Genomic DNA, 16,317 nt, shown 5'->3' on the forward strand with positions numbered 1-16,317 from the left:
GATCGTCGACGATGATGGGCAGGTTGGTGAGATCAACGAAGACGCTGCGCCCGTCACGGCGCCTCACCTCCAGCGAATAGCGAAACGCCTCGCCCGGCCGGCGGCCAGGAAGCGCTGCTCGATGCGCTGCCGGTCTGCCGTGTCGATCAGGGAACCGAAGTGCATGCCGATCAGGCGTTTGAGGGGATAGCCGGTGAGCTCGCTGCAGGCCGAGTTGGCGGTGAGGAAGTGCCCCTCCAGGTCGAGGGAGAACACCGCATCCGGGTGGTAGGCAAACAGTGAACGGTAGCGCTGCTCGCTCTCGCGCAGTGCGCGGCGGTTCTGCTCCCGTTCCACCGCCAGCGCCACCAGCTCGGCCGCCTCGACAATGCGCCGCCGATCATTGGCGTCGGGTTCGCCCGGCTCGCGAAAGTAAGTGGCGAAGGTGCCAAGCAGTCGGCCGTCGCTGGCGATCACCGGGTAGGACCAGCAGGCCCACAGCCCATGGGCCGCGGTAAGGTCATGGAATCCTCGCCACAGCGGGTCGCTCGCCAGGTCACGGCAGATCACGAAGTCACGGGTATGAGCCGCCCGCCCGCAGGCACCCGCTTCGGGATGCACATCCACGCCACTCACCGCCTCCAGGTAGGCCTTCGGCAGGCTGATGCTGAAGATCCGATCCAGACGCTGTCCATCGCGACTGGCCAGCATGATCGATGACAGCGCACCCGGCGACTGCGCTTCGACCAGGCGACAGATCGCCTGAAGGATCTCCGGCAGCGGCTTGTCCTGGGCCACCATGGTCTGTACCCGCTGCTGCGCCCTGAGGTGGCGCTGGGTCATGGCAAGCGTCAAGGAGCGCTGCGTACTGACCCCCGCCAACCCCAGACTGAACGCCAGCAGATAGCTCAAGGTCAACCCACCGATCCCGACGCCCAGCGGCAGCAGGCCGCCCAGGCTGGGTGCCGCGGCGGCCACCGCGTGCCCACGAGTCTCCAGGGTCATCCCGCCCGGCAGCACCAGCAGCCCGCGGCCGAGCTCCGCCCAGGCTCGCCGTGATCCTCGCTATTCGTAAGTAGCCGGCCTGCCCCGTGGCGAACGGTCAATATCAGGGGCGTCACGATGGAGCGGACATCCTCGCTGAGCAGCATTTCCAGATCGATCACCGCCACCAGCTGGCTCGCCGCCGGTTCGGGCAGAGGCACCGCTACCAGCGCCAAACTGGGGCGTGCGGGGTCCGGCAGCACCCAGCGCGGATATGAGCCGCCAACGGCCAGCCAATCCAGCAGCCAGCCGCCGTCACGGTCGAGCCACTCAGCCAGGTTCGGCGAGTCGCCACGCTGGCGCCCCCAGCGAAAACGCTCCTGCTCATCCTGCCAATGAAGGGCCACCAGGCTGGGGGTATCACGAAAAATGGCCTCGAGCTCAAGCTCGCGAAACGCTGGGTCGGGCAAGCCGCCCAGCTGTTCCCAGCGCTCGGCCATGCGCACGAGCTGCAGCTGACGAGCATCCATCGCCTGCTCGGCCGCCACCTTGAAATTGCTCAGCAGCTGATCCGCCTGGCGGCGCTGGGCATCATGCTGCTGCCAGGTCAACGCCGACCAGGCCAGGCCGCTGGCCAGCACCCCGCCGGCCATCGAAAGCACCATGGCCCGCTGCACGGCGGCGGCGTTCGAGGGGCGACCGCGCGCCAGCAGCAGCATGGCAGTACCACACAGCAGGCCCGGCAAGGCGGTAAAGGCGGAGGAGAAGGCACTGCCCCAAGGGCTGGTGCCAATGGCACCGGGCCACAGCTCGCCCAGCACGCTGAGCCCGCCCACCAGGGTCACGATCAGGCCCGCCACCAGCCATATCAACCTGGCCCGCGGCGAGCCTACGCCAAGCAGCAGGCAAAGCGAGAGCAATAGCACCACCACGCTGGTGGCGGAGGTCATGGGTAGCGGCCAGTACTGCAGTGGAGAGTCGGGGAAGAGCGCCAGCAGCGGACCATGCAGCCCCATCAGCAGCAGCGCAGCAGCGCTTAGCCAGGCAAGCCCCTGCCACCCCATCAGCATGGCCAACAGCCCGACGCCCGCCAGCACCATCAGCGGCAGGCTGACCACAGGAGGATGCAGGTCCGCCGGCATGAGCCACACCGCCGCTCCGTTGATCACGCCCATGACGATCAGCATCACCGGCACCAGGATCAGCCAGGTCTGCAACGCCATCTGACGCGTACTGTTTGGCATGCCGCCACCTTTAAGAATTGTTGGTGGTATCGGTATCGGCGTGACGTCGCGATACTTGAGCGCCTCCGGCGAGATCGCCACGCTCTGGCAAGCGGCCCAAAATGACCTCGGTCAGGCCGGTGTCGCTAGGTGTCTGTCGGCACTGACAACCCGATTGCGACCCTGGTGCTTGGCTTGATACAGCGCCTGGTCCGCTCGCTTGAGGGCCTCCTGGGGCGGTTCGTGCTGAAGCAGCTGGGTGACCCCGATGCTGGTTGTCACCGGTACCCGGCGCTGCTCATGATCGACGAACTCATGGCGCGCCACGGCGCAGCGGATCCGCTCGGCGACCTCTTGCGCCCGAACGGCATCGCTGCCCAGCAGGATGACCACGAACTCCTCACCCCCATAGCGAGCGGCACAGTCCTGTTTGCGCGTCTGGGTGGTGAGAATGGCCGCCAACTGCCGCAGCACCGAGTCACCGATGGAGTGGCCGTGGCGATCATTAATCTGCTTGAAGTGATCGAGATCGAGCATCAGCACCGAACAGGGAGCTCCGCCTAAGTGCTGCTCGCCCTCCATCTCCCGCTGCCAGGCTTGTATCTTGCCAAGATGGACCTCCAGGGCCCCGCGGTTGAACAGCCCGGTGAGCGGATCATGGGTCGCCTGGCGGTAGAGGCGCAGCAGCAGGCTGAGCTGGAAATGATTGGCCGCCAGCGAGACCAGCAGCAGGCTGGAGAGCAGCCAGAAGGCCTCCACGCCCCTGCCGGTCATCCAGCTGCCCTCGAGGAGCTGCGCGAAGGCCAGGAGCCCCAGCATGGCCAGGCCAGCCAGCAGCGACTCGAGCAGGGTAAAGGGAAAGACGCTCAGTGCAGCGACCAGCAGGAAAGGAATGAAGCCGTAACCCACCAGATTGCGAATTTCGCCGGCCGGCAGCATCAACAGCACCAACACGTAAAACGCGGCGGGTAGCGCCAGCAACATGCCAGCGCAGAGGCGGATACGACGAATTCTGTCCCGACTGAACATGGCCAGCAGCAGCACCGCCACCAGCCCCAACATCAATATCACCCGCCCCACCAGGGTATACCGTAGCAGCTCGGCGGGCAGCACCAGCGAGTCCACCACGATCCACAGCGGCGACAGCAGAGCAAAGATGATACCCAGCGCCAGCACACGGCTGCGCAAGTAGTAGGCATGGGCAAAGGCAAAATCGCGGGAGTGGTAGCGGCTGGTCAGCGTATCCCGCAGCGAACTCAACCCAACGAACAGCTCATGACTCGCCTCCGGCGGCTCCGCCAGCGAATCCAGCTGACGACTCTGCTGCACCCTCGCAGCGCTTCCTTGCTTCACCCCTGCAGGCATAATTTGGCCTATCGCGTGGCGGGCACCGCATCAGTGTCGGCACCAAGAATGAACACAACCCCTGTCCCTATGGCGCCCATCCTACCAGAAAGCCGCCTGCGACTTGCTCCTCCCGGCTTGATCTAAACCAAATCCCCATCGAAAAGGATCACCCGATCCGCTGAATCGACTCGAAGCGCCCTTCCGGCGAAAAGCGCAGGCGAAAGACACCGTGGACGCCCTCGCGGGTGACCACCCGGCGCAGCGCCTCGGCAGGAAAGATCACCCGGCGGCCGTCCAGGCTATGGGTATGCACCTGACCGACCCGCCCTTCGTAGTGCGCGAGGCAGGCCTCGGCAGAGAGCTCGATCACCACGTCGATGGTTGGCATGGGCACACTTGTCGTTGGCAGCAGGTTGGCTAATACTTTACCCCATTAGGCCCTTGCCACCGGCTCTCATCAGCTCGAACCACCGGACAATCCGCCATGTTTGCATCCACCGTTATCGGCCCCGTCTCTTTCACGCCTGCGCCTGCCCAGACAAGCAACCAGCCCGGGCATCAGGCCGACGGCGTGCGTCAGATCGGCGAGCCTGGCAAGCCGGACAGTGCCGCCACGGCCAGCGAGGAAGCCGCCCAAGGCAAGGTGGCCAAGAGTGATACGGCACAGAAGCCCAACGGCGAAACCTTGAGCGAGGAGGAGCTGCGCCTGCTCGAAGAGCTGAAAACCACCGACCGAGAGGTGCGCCAGCACGAACTGGCCCACCAGATTGCCGGCGGCCGATCTACCGGCGCGGCAAGCTACCAGTACGAACGCGGCCCGGACGGCCAACGCTACGCCGTAGCCGGCGAGGTGCCCATCGACTACGGCCCGGTACCGGGCGATGCGCGCGCCACCATCGACAAGATGCAGCAGGTCATCAGCGCCGCCCTGGCCCCCGCCGACCCCTCGCCCAAGGATCACCAGGTCGCCGCCCAGGCACGCCAGTACCTGCTGACCGCCCAGCTGGAACTGGCGCAGCAGGCCAACGACATGCACCGTGCCCGCGAGGCCGGCCAGGGGAACAGCGGCAGCGTAACAGTCGATGACACACCGTCACTCAGCCGCTATGACATCGTGACCCGAGCCGCCCAGGCCAGCGCCAGCGATTCGCTACGCAGTTGATGAGTTCAGCCAGCTCGCGCTAGGAGCCTGTCGGGTTTGACCGATCGTCGCGAGGAACACGGATTTCGAGACAAGTTTATCGATCTGATGAGGCGAATAGCGCGCTATTTAACGAATCAGATCGATGAAATTGGCCGAAAGCCCGGGGTTCGCAGCAGATCAGCGTTAAGTCCGACAGGCTCCTAGGCCTCCGGCTTGTCCAGCATCGCCAGCGTATGCGCTCGCTGGTCCTTCACGGCCCGATCCAGAATCGCGAGCAGCTGCCGGTAATCCTCCGGCATGCGCTCGTCCATGCCGGCGGCCTCGAAGCGGTCGATGGTTTGCCGGGTCTCCTCAATGACCAGCTGCAGTTCATGGATCACGCGCTGGTAGTCATGCTGCATCATGCGCCGCTACCCCACCCTATCCTTATGCAGGCTCATATGACTCCTCCACCTCGAAGGCCACGATCTGGCGCTGCTCCCTCGAGAACTCCACGCCCACGAGATGAATCGGCATGCCCCGGCCCCGGTACTTGTCTGCATAACCGCATGCCTTGAGCTGCTCCAGGGCCCGCCCCTCGGGGAGCTGCTCCACCACCTTGAACTCGAACAGGTAGAGGTGCCCGAAGGCCTCCACGGTCATGTCCACTCGGCCGTGGTGGCTGGCGTCCTCCACCGCCACCCGCACCCCCAGGGCGGCGAAGTGGCTGTAGAAGACGCTGGCATAGTGGCCTTCGTACCTGGCGATGGGGTTGTTGCGATACCAGTCATGGGGAAGGCTGGCGTAAAGCGCCTTGAAGTAGGTTTCCAGCCCCGCAAAGTCTGCCGCCCTGAGCAGGCCCGGCAGCCGCAGTATCAGCTCGTCCTGGGCATCATCAATTAGCCCCAGTACCGGCAGCAGCGCCTCGTTGAGGCTCATCTCCACCTCCTGGTTGGGGAAGCCCAGGCGATAGAAAGGCCGGTGGGGAATCTCCTCGCGCACCTCGTGCAGCGTCAGGTACCCAGTCTGAAAGAGCAGTGCCTCAGTCGCGATATCGTCCACATCGAAACGCCCCAGCAGCGCCGGACGACTATGCCAGGCAGTGAGGGCAGGCGTGAACACGCCGCGCTGCCGAAGCAGCTCCACCAGGAAACTGGGCGTGGCGCTCTCGAACCAGTAGGGGCCAAACTGACGCTTCTGAAACAGCAGCAACACATCGAAGGGATTGTAGACCGACGTCACTGCCTCCCCGCCCCAGCGGTAGCCGTTGTACCAGTGGCGGATCTGCTCACGATCCAGACCCGGCAGCTCGGCCGCGAATACCGCCTCGAGATCGGGATCGGTATAGCCGCAGAGCGTGGCGTAGGGTGCATCCAGGGTGATGTCGTTGAGGTTGTTCAGTCCCGAGAAGAGGCTCACCTTACTGAACTTGGAGACCCCGGTGAGCAGCACAAAAGCCAGGTGCGGGTCCGCATCCTTGAGCACGCTATAGAGATTCTTCAGCCCCTCGCGCAGGGCCCGGGCGCGCTCCGACTCCATGAGGTTGTCGAGAATCGGCTTGTCATACTCGTCGATCAGTACCACCACGCGCTCGCCATGCCGGGCGTGGGCGTCGCGAATCAGCGCCGAAAACTCCCCGGCAATGTCGGTCTCACGCGTAAGCGATACCCCCAGGCGCTCTCGCTCGCGAAACAGCTGGTCGCGGATGCGGACATCCAGCGCCTCGCGACTCTGCAGCACGCCATCGCCAAAGCTCAGCCGTATCACCGGATGGCGGCGCCGCCACTCCCATTTGTCGTGGATATAAAGGCCACGGAACAGCGCCTCGCGTCCCTCGAAGAGGCAGGCCAGGGTATCCAGGGTCAGGCTCTTGCCGAAGCGCCGCGGGCGCGAGAAGAAATAGTACTTGCCCTCCTCCACCAGCCGATGAATCAGCGGCGTCTTGTCGACGTAGTGGTAGCCCCCCTCGATGATATCGGCGAAGGTCTGAATACCGATGGGCAGCTTCTTGCGAGCGGGGGTGGACATGGCGCCTCCAGGTACGACGGTGCAGCAGAAGCGCCAGTGTAGCACCAGAGGCTCCATGGAGGTCTGCAGGGCCTTCTGGGATGTTCTCGCTAGAAGTACCAGGAAAACCCCGGACCCAAAAGGCGATCAGTCAAGGAGACCTCCCCCTCTACACCATCAACGAAGATCACATCCGGCCGATAGCCAGGCAAGAGCTTTCAACGAATCGGCGCTGCCGTTGACCAGAACATGCGACACTTCATTCCGCATTGCGCGCTCCCCACGAAGGCCAGTCTGCGAGTTTCCTCATCCGCACTGAGCTCGCGGATACGGCTCATGGCTCGATTTACCGGTTCGGTGGGCAATCCTGGCCATGGTGAATTCCTCTTGCCGTCATGCAGCCGGCTCCTCATGTGGACGCGCCGTCAAGTCCACGCCCAACGCACGCATCACCGCAAGCATGGTTTTTAGCGTCGGATTGCCTTGCTCGCTGAATGAACGATAAAGCTGCTCACGGGATAATCCGGTTTCGCGGGCTAACTCTGTCATGCCTTTGGCACGAGCCACCACGCCCATTGCCCTCGCAATGTAGGCGGAATCTCCGGTTTCCAACGCATCGGCAAGGAACACGGCAATGGCTTGCTCGCTCTCCAACGCCGCTGCCGGATCGTAGTCGTATATCTTATCACTCATGATGCCTCCCACTCTGCTGCCAGGCGCTGTGCGGTTTCGATATCGCTGTGCTGGGTGCTTTTATCACCACCACACAGGAGGATGAGGATCTCGCCACCGCGCTGCTTGAAGTAAATGCGATAACCTGGACCATGGTGAATGCGTAGCTCGCTAATGCCTTGCCCTACGGGCTTCACATCACCTGGCAATCCGTTAGCCAACCGGAAAACACGGGCCGCAATCAGGGCCTTGGCACGCTGATCACGAAGCTTGCGCTCCCACTTTCGGTAGGTATCCGTTTGTTTGATATCAAGCATGGCCACAGTGTAGTTTTTGGACTACACAGGCGCAAGGAAAATCACTATCACGCCACCCGCCACTCGAACACCTCACGCGCCGCTCGCCTGCCTCTCAGATGCCGCGCCTGGCGGGCGATGGACTCGTTGAGCACGCGCATGAACCAGGAGACATCCGCCAGCCGCTCTCGATAGGTCGACGCGCACTGCGCCACGGCCTGACTCGCGCCGGGTGCGAGTCCTTCCCCACCGCTCTCCAGGTACTGCCGCACCAGCAGCGGCCCGGTGAACAGCGACGTCCAGCGCCACAGCACCTCGTCGTCACTCCACTCCGCCGCCCGCAGTGCATCTACCCGCACCACCAAGTGGTAGTGGTTGCTCATCACCGCGTAAGCCGCCACGTCGATGGCGAACACCCCGGCCAACTGGTGGAGCCGGTCGGCGATCCAGCCAAGAGCGTCAGTGCTGAGCCTCGGCACGCAGCCGGGCCACTTCCTCAGCCGAAAGCCCGGCAATCTCAGCGATCATGCCGTCGTCCATTTCGGTACGGGAGATCAGGTTACGGGCGGTCTCACGCTTGTTTTTTTCAATGCCGCGCTGTTCACCCTCCCGCTTGGCTTCGTTGAGCAACGACACCTCATCCCCCAGTGCGCGCTCCCGCACAAAGGCCAGCCTGCGAGCTTCCTCATCCGCACTGAGCTCGCGGATACGGCTCATGGCTCGTTTTACCGGTTCGTGGGCAACCTTGGCCATGGTAAATTCCTCCTGCCAGTGCGTGAAGAAAGTGATCCAGGCGCGTAACGGGCCTTCTGGCAATCCCAGGCGATCCGCCTTGTTCAATTCGATCAGGTTCATCTGCAGGATGTTCCCCAGCGACACCTCAGGCTGGCGTTCATCACGCATCTCGAATCGCCAGATAGCTTGCTGACGCTCGGCTTCGATCGCCGTGAATAAAGGGAAGGATCAGTGCTTATCCTCAACGCGCAGCACACGGACATCAGTCACCGCCAGGCCGGTGGCCTCGGCGATCTGCTCATCGCTGAGCACACCCAACTTGATCAGATTACGGGCAGTCTGTTCGGCACGCAGTTGCTCGCCCTCCTGACGCCCTTCCTGACGCCCTTTCTCTAATGCCAGGCGCTCAATCGTATTCACGTAAGGCATGTGCTTTTCCTCCTGTATGGCATGGACCGCCTGGGCAAACTCGGGTTCCAGAGCACGGGGCAGTTGGAGCATCCAATCGATGATGTTGAACAGCAGCACGACCTGATCGCGGCTGTAGCCTCGTTCATAGAGCAGCCGAATCAGTGCAATCTTGACATCCTTGCGCGTGGCGTCGTCCTTGATCCGCTTGGCGTGGATCTGAGCCATCACCACCAGCGCGAAGACGTTGCTGCTGACCTCCAGCTCAGCCCAGCGGGCTTCCCAGTCAATCAGTTTAGCCGCGGGGAAAGCAAAGGTCAGCGCGCATCCCCAGCGCTGATAGCGAAAGCTCGTGGGCCGGAAGCTGTCGCGGGTATCGGCCAGCACCGCCAGGCTCACCACGTCCACCCCGTAGCGGTCCCGCAGCCGGTACTGGTAGGTGTACATGCGCTCGGCAAAGGTCTCTTCTGGCTCGCCCTGCACTTCGACGTGGATCAGCACCCAGGTCTCGCTACCGTCGCGGGCGTAAACCTTGATCAGCTTGTCAGCGTAGTGCCGGCCGCTGTTGGCATCCGGTGTGACCTGCTGCAGTTCCTTATCGAGGAAGCTGTAACCTTGGCTCCAATCCACCTGCTCATGGATCTCCGGGAACAGCAGATCAAGGAACTCCTGAAAGTAGGCATCCGAGGCTGGCCGGCGCGCCCACGGCGCTGCCGAAGCGCTTGAGCAGCGTGGTGGAGGCAGCGATAAAGGCTTCTGGCTCGATGCCCAAGCGGTCCAGCAGCCTGGGTGCCCGCTCGGCGATGGCACCGCGCTTGTCCGGGCGCTGGCAGCGGCCGGTGGTCTCGACCAGCTCGAGACTGCCCTTCGAGATCGATCGAAGCTGAACGGAATCGCATTGGGCATCAGCGGCTGGAATGGAAGGACATCGCACCAGGCCGGCACGCTAGCAGCCGCGGGCGGTGCCGCCTCGCCCTCTTCCGCCGGTCCGGTGTGCTCGGCCTCCGGCCCCAGCGCGGCGATGCGCTCGGCTACCGAGGTGTGTTCGCTGGTCTCCTGTCAAATAAGGGGAATAAGTGGGTGTCCTCTCTTTCCTCCTCTCTTTCCTCTCTTTTCTCTTTTCTCTTTTGTTAGCTTTGACGGATCGATTTTTACGGGGTTACTATAACCCTCACATGAGACGACATGGAGTCGGGGGTGAAGAGCAGCGAACTGATCAAGGAGCTCGAAGCGGATGGCTGGGCGCTGGATCGTATCAAGGGCAGCCACCATCACTTCAGGCACCCCGCCAAGCCCGGCACCATCACAGTGCCTCACCCGAAAAAGGATCTAAAGAAGGGCTTGATACAGGGCATCAGGAAGCAAGCCGGCCTCAAATGAAACCGATCACACCGGCTCCCCACAGGAGAAATGCCATGTACTATCCCATTGCCATCGAGGTAGGTGATGACCAGCATGCTTATGGCGTGGCTGTGCCCGACCTGCCGGGTTGCTTCTCGGCCGGTGACACCTTCGACGAGGCGATAGCCAACGCCCGCGAGGCCATCGAGGGGCATCTCGAGAGCCTGGCTGAGCACGGCGACCCCATCCCCTCGGCCAGCGCCATCGAGCAGCACTTGGCGAATCCCGACTATGCCGGCTGGGTATGGGCAGCCGTCGAGATCGACATGACCCCCTATCTGGGAAAGAGCCACAAGGTCAACGTCACACTGCCCGACCTGCTCATCAAACGTATCGATAGCGCAGTCGAGCGCCATAGTGAGTTCAAGAGCCGCTCCGGCTTTCTCGCCCGCGCCGCCCTGCACGAACTTGAACGCCACGCACAATAACGCTAACGCGGCAATTCGCTCGTTTTCCTAGATACCATCTCTCCTAACCGGCCACAAACATTCCATCAGGCGGTTTGTGGCCGATATTCGGTCTGGGTCTTGAGGACACCGTAGGCGATGTGGATTAGCTTCCGCATCGCCGCCCCCAAGGCCGCCATTTTGCTCTTGCCGTTTGTTGTAAGCCGCTGGTATAGCGCGGAGATATCCGGATTCCGCCTCAGCCCGACAACGGCTGCCATGTACAGGCTCTGCCTCAGTTTCGGATTGCCGGCTTTCGACAAGCGAGGCCGCCCACGTACGGAGCTGCCCGATTCCCAACTAACAGGCACAAGCCCCGCAAACGCCGCGGCCTGGCGGGCGCTTTCGAAAGCGCGGCTACGCAGCATCGCCAACAGTCGGAGAGATACCGCAGGGCCAATGCCGGGAATTGTTTGCAACAAGGCGCGATCCTGCTTCAAGCCAGGGTGCTGATCGAGGTGGTCATCGATCTCCTGTTGGAGGCGATCCCGCTCACGAGTCAATGCCAACAGGATGTCATCGATCGAGCGGAGGATATCGCTTGCCATGGCGAACTCGGCTTTCTCGCGCCGGTTTCGCTCACGCTGGATGTCCTTGTCCAGCGCGTCGAGTCTCGCTGCCAGCGCCTTGAGCTTGCGCACTTCCTCGGGCTCCGGCTTCCAAGCCTCAGGTCGTTGCGTCGCGCCATAGCGTGCCAGCACCACACTGTCCTTCTTATCCGTTTTGCCGCGTACTCCCAGGCTTCGGGAGAAGTCGCGCACCTGCGCGGGGTTGAGGACATAAACCTGGATGCCGGCAGCATGCAGCCAATACGCGAGCGTTTCGTGATAGATGCCGGTGGCCTCCATCAACACATGCAACTGATCCTGTGGCTCCCCGGTCTGGTGTTCGAGCCATTCAAGCAAGCGAGGAAAGTCCTGCCGACGATTAGGGAATACACGGGTCTTGACCTTGCCGCTCGCCACATCGCGCAGCCAGGCGCAGTCGATCTTCTGCTTGCTGACGTCGATACCGATCACTGCCATGCTCTCGTCGCCTTTCCTTGTTCGTGCAGCCTCACTCCGGGTTGGGAGGGGCTTGGATACCATTCAAGCTATCGAGATAGAGGGCATCAGGGGGCATAATCTAAATCCCAGGCTGTTGCGCCTCAGGCTCTGTGGATGCTCACCCTGATGCCAGGCCTGCTGGTAGCTAATCAACAAGCCCGGAGAGACACAAGGCTCTGTCTGAAACTGGCTGCGCTCGACCATACGGCGTTAAAAATCGGCTCAAAGTACTCATTTACACCACGTAAACTCCGTCTTTTCGCCGATTTTTGCCTTGTCTGGCCTTCGCTCGCCGACTTTTCGGACAAAGCCTAGGGCACTTTCCGGCATAGACAGCTGGCTCGCAGGGCCTTGCGCACGCCAGCAGATCGGGTTTCAGCCCAACATACCCATTGTATGCTCCCGCTGCTGCTTCACGGCGTCATCCAGAATCGCCAGCAGCTTATCAGAATCTTCCGGCATCTCGGTCGCCATGCCGGTAGCCTCGAAGCGCTCGATAGTCAGTTGGGTGTCGTCAATGACCCCGCCTTATTCACAAAGGTACCGAATCGCGCGTTATGACCCCATGGCTTGTCGGCTGCGCTTGCCACCAGCAGCGGTTGTCGCCTGAAGGGCACTCCACTTATTTCTTCCGAGCAGCCTTGATGGGCTCTTTTATATCGTTCAGGCATAGATGATGGCCATCCAGGCAGCCGTGCTCGCCGGCCATCATTATGATTGCCTTGTTCTCGGTCACTCGTCATCGCGTAGAGCATCAGTGCAGCGCGGTCAGCTTCGGCAGCCCCTTCAGCAGCGTCGGCCACCATTTATCAGCAGCAGCGCCGAGGTGAACGGTGATGCGCCGGGCGTGCAGTGACAAGGTGGCAGCGACCTTGAGCACCTGTTCGCGCATCCGGCTCAGGCTCCAGCCCTGCCGGGTCTGTCGCTCCAGCAGGCAGCGCAGGCCATGCAGGACTTGGTAGGCATAGAGGCTCAGCAGCAGGCTCACCTCGTTGCGGGCCATCACGTCCTGAACCGTGGAGGCGCCGCGATCCGTCGACGAGAGGTGCACGTCGAGCGCCGATTTCACTTCGCCCATGTGCGCTTCGGCGCTGCCGCGCTTGCGGTATAGCGCCAGGACCTTCTCCGGCGGCCAGTCGAACTTGCCGAGGTTGGTGACCAGGAAGAAGGCATGCAGCAACAGATCATCGGGACGTTCCTGCACCACCAGCACCACGCGTCGAGGCGCCGTCCAGGAACCGGCTTGGTACTCAAGGTCATGGCACCATTCTCGAAGCTGCTCAGGAGGTCGGCCGCGGGGCCGCTTCAAGTATGGCGCCGCCAGTTTGTGAAGGCCCTTGTGGCTGCGTAACCGGCCCAAGTACTCGATGTCGCGCTCTTCCAGCGCCTCCAGCGTGTCATTGTCGGTGAAGCCGGCATCGATACGCACTCGAACCTGGGCCCCGGCGCTTTCGTGGAGTCGCCGCACCAAGTGGGGAATCCAGGTATCGGCATTCTCGGCCGGGCCGGCGTTACCCTCGCGAAGTAGACCGCCCACCATGTCACCGGTTTCGGCCAGCGAGGCCACCAAGGGCGAGTAGATTCGGGCCCCGTAAAGTCCATGAAATGCCGAGCCGCCCTGGTGGCCATGGACCTCGATCGGCAGGCCGTCGATGTCCAGCGTCAGCTGCTTGGGGCGCTCGCCATTCTTCAGCGAGGTCAGGCGCCAGATCACTAATCGCAGCAGGCCTTCGTGCACGGCGTCGATGTTGTCGTTACGGCCGAGGCAGGTCAGCAGCCGCGACAGCGTGGCTTGAGACGGCCGGTCCTGGGCCAGGGGCGTCATGCCGCGCGCATCGCTGCAGGCCAGCTGCCAGAGCGGGTCACGACGCAACGTGTCGGTATCGCTGAGATCGATCCAGCCCATCGCGCGCTGCAGCACCAGGGTGCGCAACTGGCTGGCCAGCGAATGACGGATGCGCAGCGGATGGCGCCGATCGACCAGATTGTCTTCGAGTGCCTCGATCACGCCGCTGTTGTCGAGGGCGTCACGCAGCAGCAGCGCCCCGCAGTCGCTGGTGGTGCGCTGGCCGCTCAGCTCGACACGAACAGAGCCGTTGCACGAGGGCGTCCAGGTGGATAGGCTTTCACCCATAGCGGATGGTCCTCTGGAATCAGGTTCTTGCCGGAACGTTCTGATTTCTCAAGAGAATACCATCCGCTATCTTCGTTTTCAGGCTGGCCTCATGAATAAGCAGGGATGACATCTTGAAGCCGATCGGCAACTTACTGGTGTTCATCCGGCGTCATGCCCTCTCCGCTTACCACTTGAAAAAATGAGGGCCTGTCCCTGAGGGATCCCCACGCCCCGATCACGCCACCCGCCGCTCGAACACCTCCCGCGCCGGGTGCGAGCCCTTCCCCACCGCGCTCCAGGTACTGCCGCACCAGCAGCGGCCCGGTGAACAGCGACGTCCAGCGCCGCAGCACCTCGTCGTCGCTCCACTCCGCTGCCCGAGGTGCATCCACCCGCACCACCAAGTGGTAGTGGTTGCTCATCACCGCGTAGGCCGCCACGTCGATGGCGAACACCCCGGCCAGCTGGTGGAGCCGGTCGGCGATCCAGCCAAGAGCGTCAGTGCTGAGCCTCGGCACGCAGCCGGGCCACTTCCTCAGCCGAAAGCCCGGCAATTTCGGCGATCATGCTGTCGTCCATTTCAGTTCGGGCGATCAAGTTGCAAGCGATTTGTTCAGCCCGCCTATGCTCGCCTTTCTCGCGGCCAAGCTTCTCACCCTCTTCCAGGCCTTCCCGCTTGGCTTCGTTGAGCAGCGACACCTCATCCCGCAGCGCGCGCTCCCGCACGAAGGCCAGCCTGCGAGCTTCCTCATCCGCACTGAGCTCGCGGATACGGCTCATGGCTCGTTTTACCGGTTCGTGGGCAACCTTGGCCATGGTGAATTCCTCCTGCCAGTGCGTGAAGAAAGTGATCCAGGCGCGTAACGGGCCTTCTGGCAATCCCAGGCGATCCGCCTTGTTCAATTCGATCAGGTTCATCTGCAGGATGTTCCCCAGCGACACCTCAGGCTGGCATTCATCACGCATCTCGAATCGCCAGATAGCTTGCTGACGCTCGGCATCGGTCGCCGTGAACAAATCGAAGTCCAGCAAGTGAAGCCCCACCGAGGCGCGCAGTTCCTGGTAGTCCTCGCCGGTGCCAAGCTGCAAACCCAGCGTGCGCGCCAAATAAAAGAGCCCGCGCTTGTGCCAGGCCCCGTAGCGACGTACCTGAATCTCGACATTGTAGCAGTGCCCTTCCCCATCACGAGCCAGTACATCCAGGATGATGTATTTGCCAGTAAGCTCACTTGGCTCGATATTCGGGTTGAGCACCTCGACGGACGCAATGTCAGGCAGATCCGGTCGCAGGTCGTTGATCAGATCCACCAACAGATCAGGCGCCTCAGCAAACAGACGTTTGAAGACATAATCGTTGGTGGGGTCGAGTAATTCGTTCATGCGCCACTCCCGTCCGTTGCCGGCAGTGTACCATGGCCGGCTTCGCACCCTCGCACGCCCCGATCACGCCACCCGACGCTCGAACACCTCACGCGCCGCGCGCATGCCTCTCAGATGCCGCGCCTGGCGGGCGGCGCAGCGGGCGGTGAGGCTGGCCGGCGTACCCACGGCGCTGCCGAAGCGCTTGAGCAGCGTGGTGGAGGCAGCGATAAAGGCCTCCGGTTCGATGCCCAAGCGCTCCAGCAGCCTGGGGGCCCGCTCGGCGATGGCGCCGCGCTTGTCCGGGCGCTGGCAGCGGCCGATGGTCTCGACCAGCTCGAGATAGTCCTCGAAGCCGAACGGAATGGCATTGGGCAGCCGCGCCGTGGCATCGAAGGGCATCAAGGGCTGAAGCGGCAGTGACGCGCACCAGGCCGGCACGCTAGCTGCCGCGGGCGGTGCCGCCTCATCCCCTCCCGCCGGCGCCACATGCTCTGCCTCTGGCGCCAGCGCGGCGACACGCTCGGCTACCGAAGTGTGTTCACTGGTCTCCGGTGTTTCGGCGATGCCGGCGCGAATGGGATTCAAGTCGACATAGGCCATGGCGCTGAGGATCGCCGCCTCGTCGAGCAGCGCCTGGCTCTTGAAGCGCCCCTCCCAGAAGCGCCCTTTCACACCATCCTCGGCGTTGGCCTGGCGGGCGATGGACTCGTTGAGCACGCGCATGAACCAGGAGACATCCGCCAGCCGCTCTCGATAGGTCGCCGTCCACTGCGCCACGGCCTGGCGCATTCCTGGCGACATCCCCTCCCAGCCGCTCTCCAGGTACTGACGCACCAGCAGCGGCCCGGTAAACAGCGAGGTCCAGCGCCGCAGCACCTCGTCGTCGCTCCACTCCGCCGCCCGAGGTGCATCCACCCGCACCACCAGATGGTAGTGGTTGCTCATCACCGCGTAAGCCGCCACGTCGATGGCGAACACCCCGGCCAGTTGGTGGAGCCGGTCGGCGATCCAGCCACGACGATGCTCAAAGCACTGGCCGCTTGCGGGATCGCTGCCACACAGGAACGCCCGGCGCACGCAGCGGTTGACGAGGTGATACCAGGGCGTGGCATCCAGCGAGACGAGAGCAGCGCGGGGCTGAGTCATGGTGGTGTCCGATAACGGGAGCTTTA

Annotated in this window: 19 protein-coding genes; 3 read left to right on the forward strand and 16 right to left on the reverse strand. The window is 62.9% G+C overall.

What is annotated here, in order from left to right:
- Positions 1 to 63: 63 nt before the first annotated feature.
- The 4 genes from ACSJDS_RS13575 to ACSJDS_RS13590 all read right to left on the reverse strand — a co-directional run bounded on the left by ACSJDS_RS13575 (position 64) and on the right by ACSJDS_RS13590 (position 3,921).
- Positions 64 to 984, reverse strand: coding sequence for a GAF domain-containing protein (locus ACSJDS_RS13575; RefSeq protein WP_473033735.1), 921 nt, complete (start codon positions 982 to 984; stop codon positions 64 to 66).
- Positions 981 to 2,207: a hypothetical protein gene (locus tag ACSJDS_RS13580; RefSeq protein ID WP_473033736.1), complete on the reverse strand. Its 1,227-nt coding sequence runs from the start codon at positions 2,205 to 2,207 to the stop codon at positions 981 to 983. The genes ACSJDS_RS13575 and ACSJDS_RS13580 overlap by 4 nt, the downstream gene beginning before the upstream one ends.
- A gap of 111 nt (positions 2,208 to 2,318) precedes the next feature.
- Entirely contained in the window at positions 2,319 to 3,515 is a 1,197-nt protein-coding gene (locus ACSJDS_RS13585) for a GGDEF domain-containing protein (RefSeq protein WP_473033737.1), read from the reverse strand.
- 184 nt (positions 3,516 to 3,699) lie between these two features.
- On the reverse strand, positions 3,700 to 3,921 hold the full coding sequence (locus ACSJDS_RS13590; protein ID WP_473033738.1) for a DUF2835 domain-containing protein: 222 nt from the start codon (positions 3,919 to 3,921) through the stop codon (positions 3,700 to 3,702).
- Positions 3,922 to 4,017: 96 nt separating this feature from the next.
- Between ACSJDS_RS13590 and ACSJDS_RS13595 the strand changes: the two genes are divergently transcribed.
- On the forward strand, positions 4,018 to 4,695 hold the full coding sequence (locus ACSJDS_RS13595) for a putative metalloprotease CJM1_0395 family protein (RefSeq protein WP_473033739.1): 678 nt from the start codon (positions 4,018 to 4,020) through the stop codon (positions 4,693 to 4,695).
- Positions 4,696 to 4,877: 182 nt separating this feature from the next.
- Here the strand turns inward: ACSJDS_RS13595 and ACSJDS_RS13600 are convergent, their stop codons facing one another.
- The 7 genes from ACSJDS_RS13600 to ACSJDS_RS13630 all read right to left on the reverse strand — a co-directional run bounded on the left by ACSJDS_RS13600 (position 4,878) and on the right by ACSJDS_RS13630 (position 9,404).
- The gene (locus ACSJDS_RS13600; protein ID WP_473033740.1) at positions 4,878 to 5,081 is read right to left on the reverse strand and encodes a hypothetical protein; all 204 of its coding nucleotides are present in this window, start codon (positions 5,079 to 5,081) and stop codon (positions 4,878 to 4,880) included.
- A gap of 22 nt (positions 5,082 to 5,103) precedes the next feature.
- Positions 5,104 to 6,684 carry an ATP-binding protein gene (locus ACSJDS_RS13605; RefSeq protein ID WP_473033741.1) on the reverse strand — a complete coding sequence of 527 codons (1,581 nt, stop codon included), beginning with the start codon at positions 6,682 to 6,684 and terminating at the stop codon, positions 5,104 to 5,106.
- Positions 6,685 to 7,056: 372 nt separating this feature from the next.
- Complete coding sequence (locus tag ACSJDS_RS13610; protein ID WP_473033742.1) at positions 7,057 to 7,356, reverse strand: addiction module antidote protein; 300 nt, start codon at positions 7,354 to 7,356, stop codon at positions 7,057 to 7,059.
- Positions 7,353 to 7,652, reverse strand: coding sequence for a type II toxin-antitoxin system RelE/ParE family toxin (locus ACSJDS_RS13615; protein WP_473033743.1), 300 nt, complete (start codon positions 7,650 to 7,652; stop codon positions 7,353 to 7,355). The genes ACSJDS_RS13610 and ACSJDS_RS13615 overlap by 4 nt, the downstream gene beginning before the upstream one ends.
- Before the next feature lie 47 nt (positions 7,653 to 7,699).
- Positions 7,700 to 8,110: a hypothetical protein gene (locus ACSJDS_RS13620; RefSeq protein WP_473033744.1), complete on the reverse strand. Its 411-nt coding sequence runs from the start codon at positions 8,108 to 8,110 to the stop codon at positions 7,700 to 7,702.
- Positions 8,091 to 8,534 carry a nuclease/transposase family protein gene (locus ACSJDS_RS13625; protein WP_473033745.1) on the reverse strand — a complete coding sequence of 148 codons (444 nt, stop codon included), beginning with the start codon at positions 8,532 to 8,534 and terminating at the stop codon, positions 8,091 to 8,093. The genes ACSJDS_RS13620 and ACSJDS_RS13625 overlap by 20 nt, the downstream gene beginning before the upstream one ends.
- Before the next feature lie 60 nt (positions 8,535 to 8,594).
- On the reverse strand, positions 8,595 to 9,404 hold the full coding sequence (locus ACSJDS_RS13630; protein WP_473033747.1) for an RpnC/YadD family protein: 810 nt from the start codon (positions 9,402 to 9,404) through the stop codon (positions 8,595 to 8,597).
- A 567-nt stretch (positions 9,405 to 9,971) separates the two neighbouring features.
- Here ACSJDS_RS13630 and ACSJDS_RS13635 point away from each other — a divergent pair.
- Positions 9,972 to 10,154, forward strand: coding sequence for a type II toxin-antitoxin system HicA family toxin (locus ACSJDS_RS13635; protein WP_473033748.1), 183 nt, complete (start codon positions 9,972 to 9,974; stop codon positions 10,152 to 10,154).
- Between the two features lie 35 nt (positions 10,155 to 10,189).
- Positions 10,190 to 10,603, forward strand: coding sequence for a type II toxin-antitoxin system HicB family antitoxin (locus ACSJDS_RS13640; RefSeq protein WP_473033749.1), 414 nt, complete (start codon positions 10,190 to 10,192; stop codon positions 10,601 to 10,603).
- A gap of 65 nt (positions 10,604 to 10,668) precedes the next feature.
- Here ACSJDS_RS13640 and ACSJDS_RS13645 read toward each other — a convergent pair whose 3' ends face one another.
- The 5 genes from ACSJDS_RS13645 to ACSJDS_RS13665 all read right to left on the reverse strand — a co-directional run bounded on the left by ACSJDS_RS13645 (position 10,669) and on the right by ACSJDS_RS13665 (position 16,291).
- A complete protein-coding gene (locus tag ACSJDS_RS13645) occupies positions 10,669 to 11,646 on the reverse strand; it encodes an IS110 family RNA-guided transposase (RefSeq protein ID WP_473032061.1) in 978 nt (325 codons plus the stop codon).
- A 775-nt stretch (positions 11,647 to 12,421) separates the two neighbouring features.
- Positions 12,422 to 13,801, reverse strand: coding sequence for an IS1380 family transposase (locus tag ACSJDS_RS13650; protein WP_473033750.1), 1,380 nt, complete (start codon positions 13,799 to 13,801; stop codon positions 12,422 to 12,424).
- Between the two features lie 131 nt (positions 13,802 to 13,932).
- Entirely contained in the window at positions 13,933 to 14,301 is a 369-nt protein-coding gene (locus tag ACSJDS_RS13655) for a hypothetical protein (RefSeq protein ID WP_473033751.1), read from the reverse strand.
- Positions 14,282 to 15,163: an Rpn family recombination-promoting nuclease/putative transposase gene (locus tag ACSJDS_RS13660; protein WP_473033752.1), complete on the reverse strand. Its 882-nt coding sequence runs from the start codon at positions 15,161 to 15,163 to the stop codon at positions 14,282 to 14,284. Before ACSJDS_RS13660 ends, ACSJDS_RS13655 begins: the two co-directional genes overlap by 20 nt.
- 63 nt (positions 15,164 to 15,226) lie before the next feature.
- Positions 15,227 to 16,291, reverse strand: a complete 1,065-nt coding sequence (locus tag ACSJDS_RS13665) for a transposase (RefSeq protein ID WP_473033753.1) — start codon at positions 16,289 to 16,291, stop codon at positions 15,227 to 15,229.
- Between the last annotated feature and the right edge of the window lie 26 nt (positions 16,292 to 16,317).

This window comes from Halomonas sp. SL18_1 (genome assembly GCF_055755715.1).

What these genes read in the sequence shown, in the direction of transcription:
- ACSJDS_RS13575 (WP_473033735.1), bottom strand. Translation starts at nt 984, where the DNA reads ATGACCCTGGAGACTCGTGGGCACGCGGTGGCCGCCGCGGCACCCAGC.
- ACSJDS_RS13580 (WP_473033736.1), bottom strand. Translation starts at nt 2,207, where the DNA reads ATGCCAAACAGTACGCGTCAGATGGCGTTGCAGACCTGGCTGATCCTG.
- ACSJDS_RS13590 (WP_473033738.1), bottom strand. Translation starts at nt 3,921, where the DNA reads ATGCCAACCATCGACGTGGTGATCGAGCTCTCTGCCGAGGCCTGCCTC.
- ACSJDS_RS13595 (WP_473033739.1), top strand. Translation starts at nt 4,018, where the DNA reads ATGTTTGCATCCACCGTTATCGGCCCCGTCTCTTTCACGCCTGCGCCT.
- ACSJDS_RS13600 (WP_473033740.1), bottom strand. Translation starts at nt 5,081, where the DNA reads ATGATGCAGCATGACTACCAGCGCGTGATCCATGAACTGCAGCTGGTC.
- ACSJDS_RS13605 (WP_473033741.1), bottom strand. Translation starts at nt 6,684, where the DNA reads ATGTCCACCCCCGCTCGCAAGAAGCTGCCCATCGGTATTCAGACCTTC.
- ACSJDS_RS13610 (WP_473033742.1), bottom strand. Translation starts at nt 7,356, where the DNA reads ATGAGTGATAAGATATACGACTACGATCCGGCAGCGGCGTTGGAGAGC.
- ACSJDS_RS13615 (WP_473033743.1), bottom strand. Translation starts at nt 7,652, where the DNA reads ATGCTTGATATCAAACAAACGGATACCTACCGAAAGTGGGAGCGCAAG.
- ACSJDS_RS13625 (WP_473033745.1), bottom strand. Translation starts at nt 8,534, where the DNA reads ATGCGTGATGAACGCCAGCCTGAGGTGTCGCTGGGGAACATCCTGCAG.
- ACSJDS_RS13640 (WP_473033749.1), top strand. Translation starts at nt 10,190, where the DNA reads ATGTACTATCCCATTGCCATCGAGGTAGGTGATGACCAGCATGCTTAT.
- ACSJDS_RS13645 (WP_473032061.1), bottom strand. Translation starts at nt 11,646, where the DNA reads ATGGCAGTGATCGGTATCGACGTCAGCAAGCAGAAGATCGACTGCGCC.
- ACSJDS_RS13650 (WP_473033750.1), bottom strand. Translation starts at nt 13,801, where the DNA reads ATGGGTGAAAGCCTATCCACCTGGACGCCCTCGTGCAACGGCTCTGTT.
- ACSJDS_RS13660 (WP_473033752.1), bottom strand. Translation starts at nt 15,163, where the DNA reads ATGAACGAATTACTCGACCCCACCAACGATTATGTCTTCAAACGTCTG.
- ACSJDS_RS13665 (WP_473033753.1), bottom strand. Translation starts at nt 16,291, where the DNA reads ATGACTCAGCCCCGCGCTGCTCTCGTCTCGCTGGATGCCACGCCCTGG.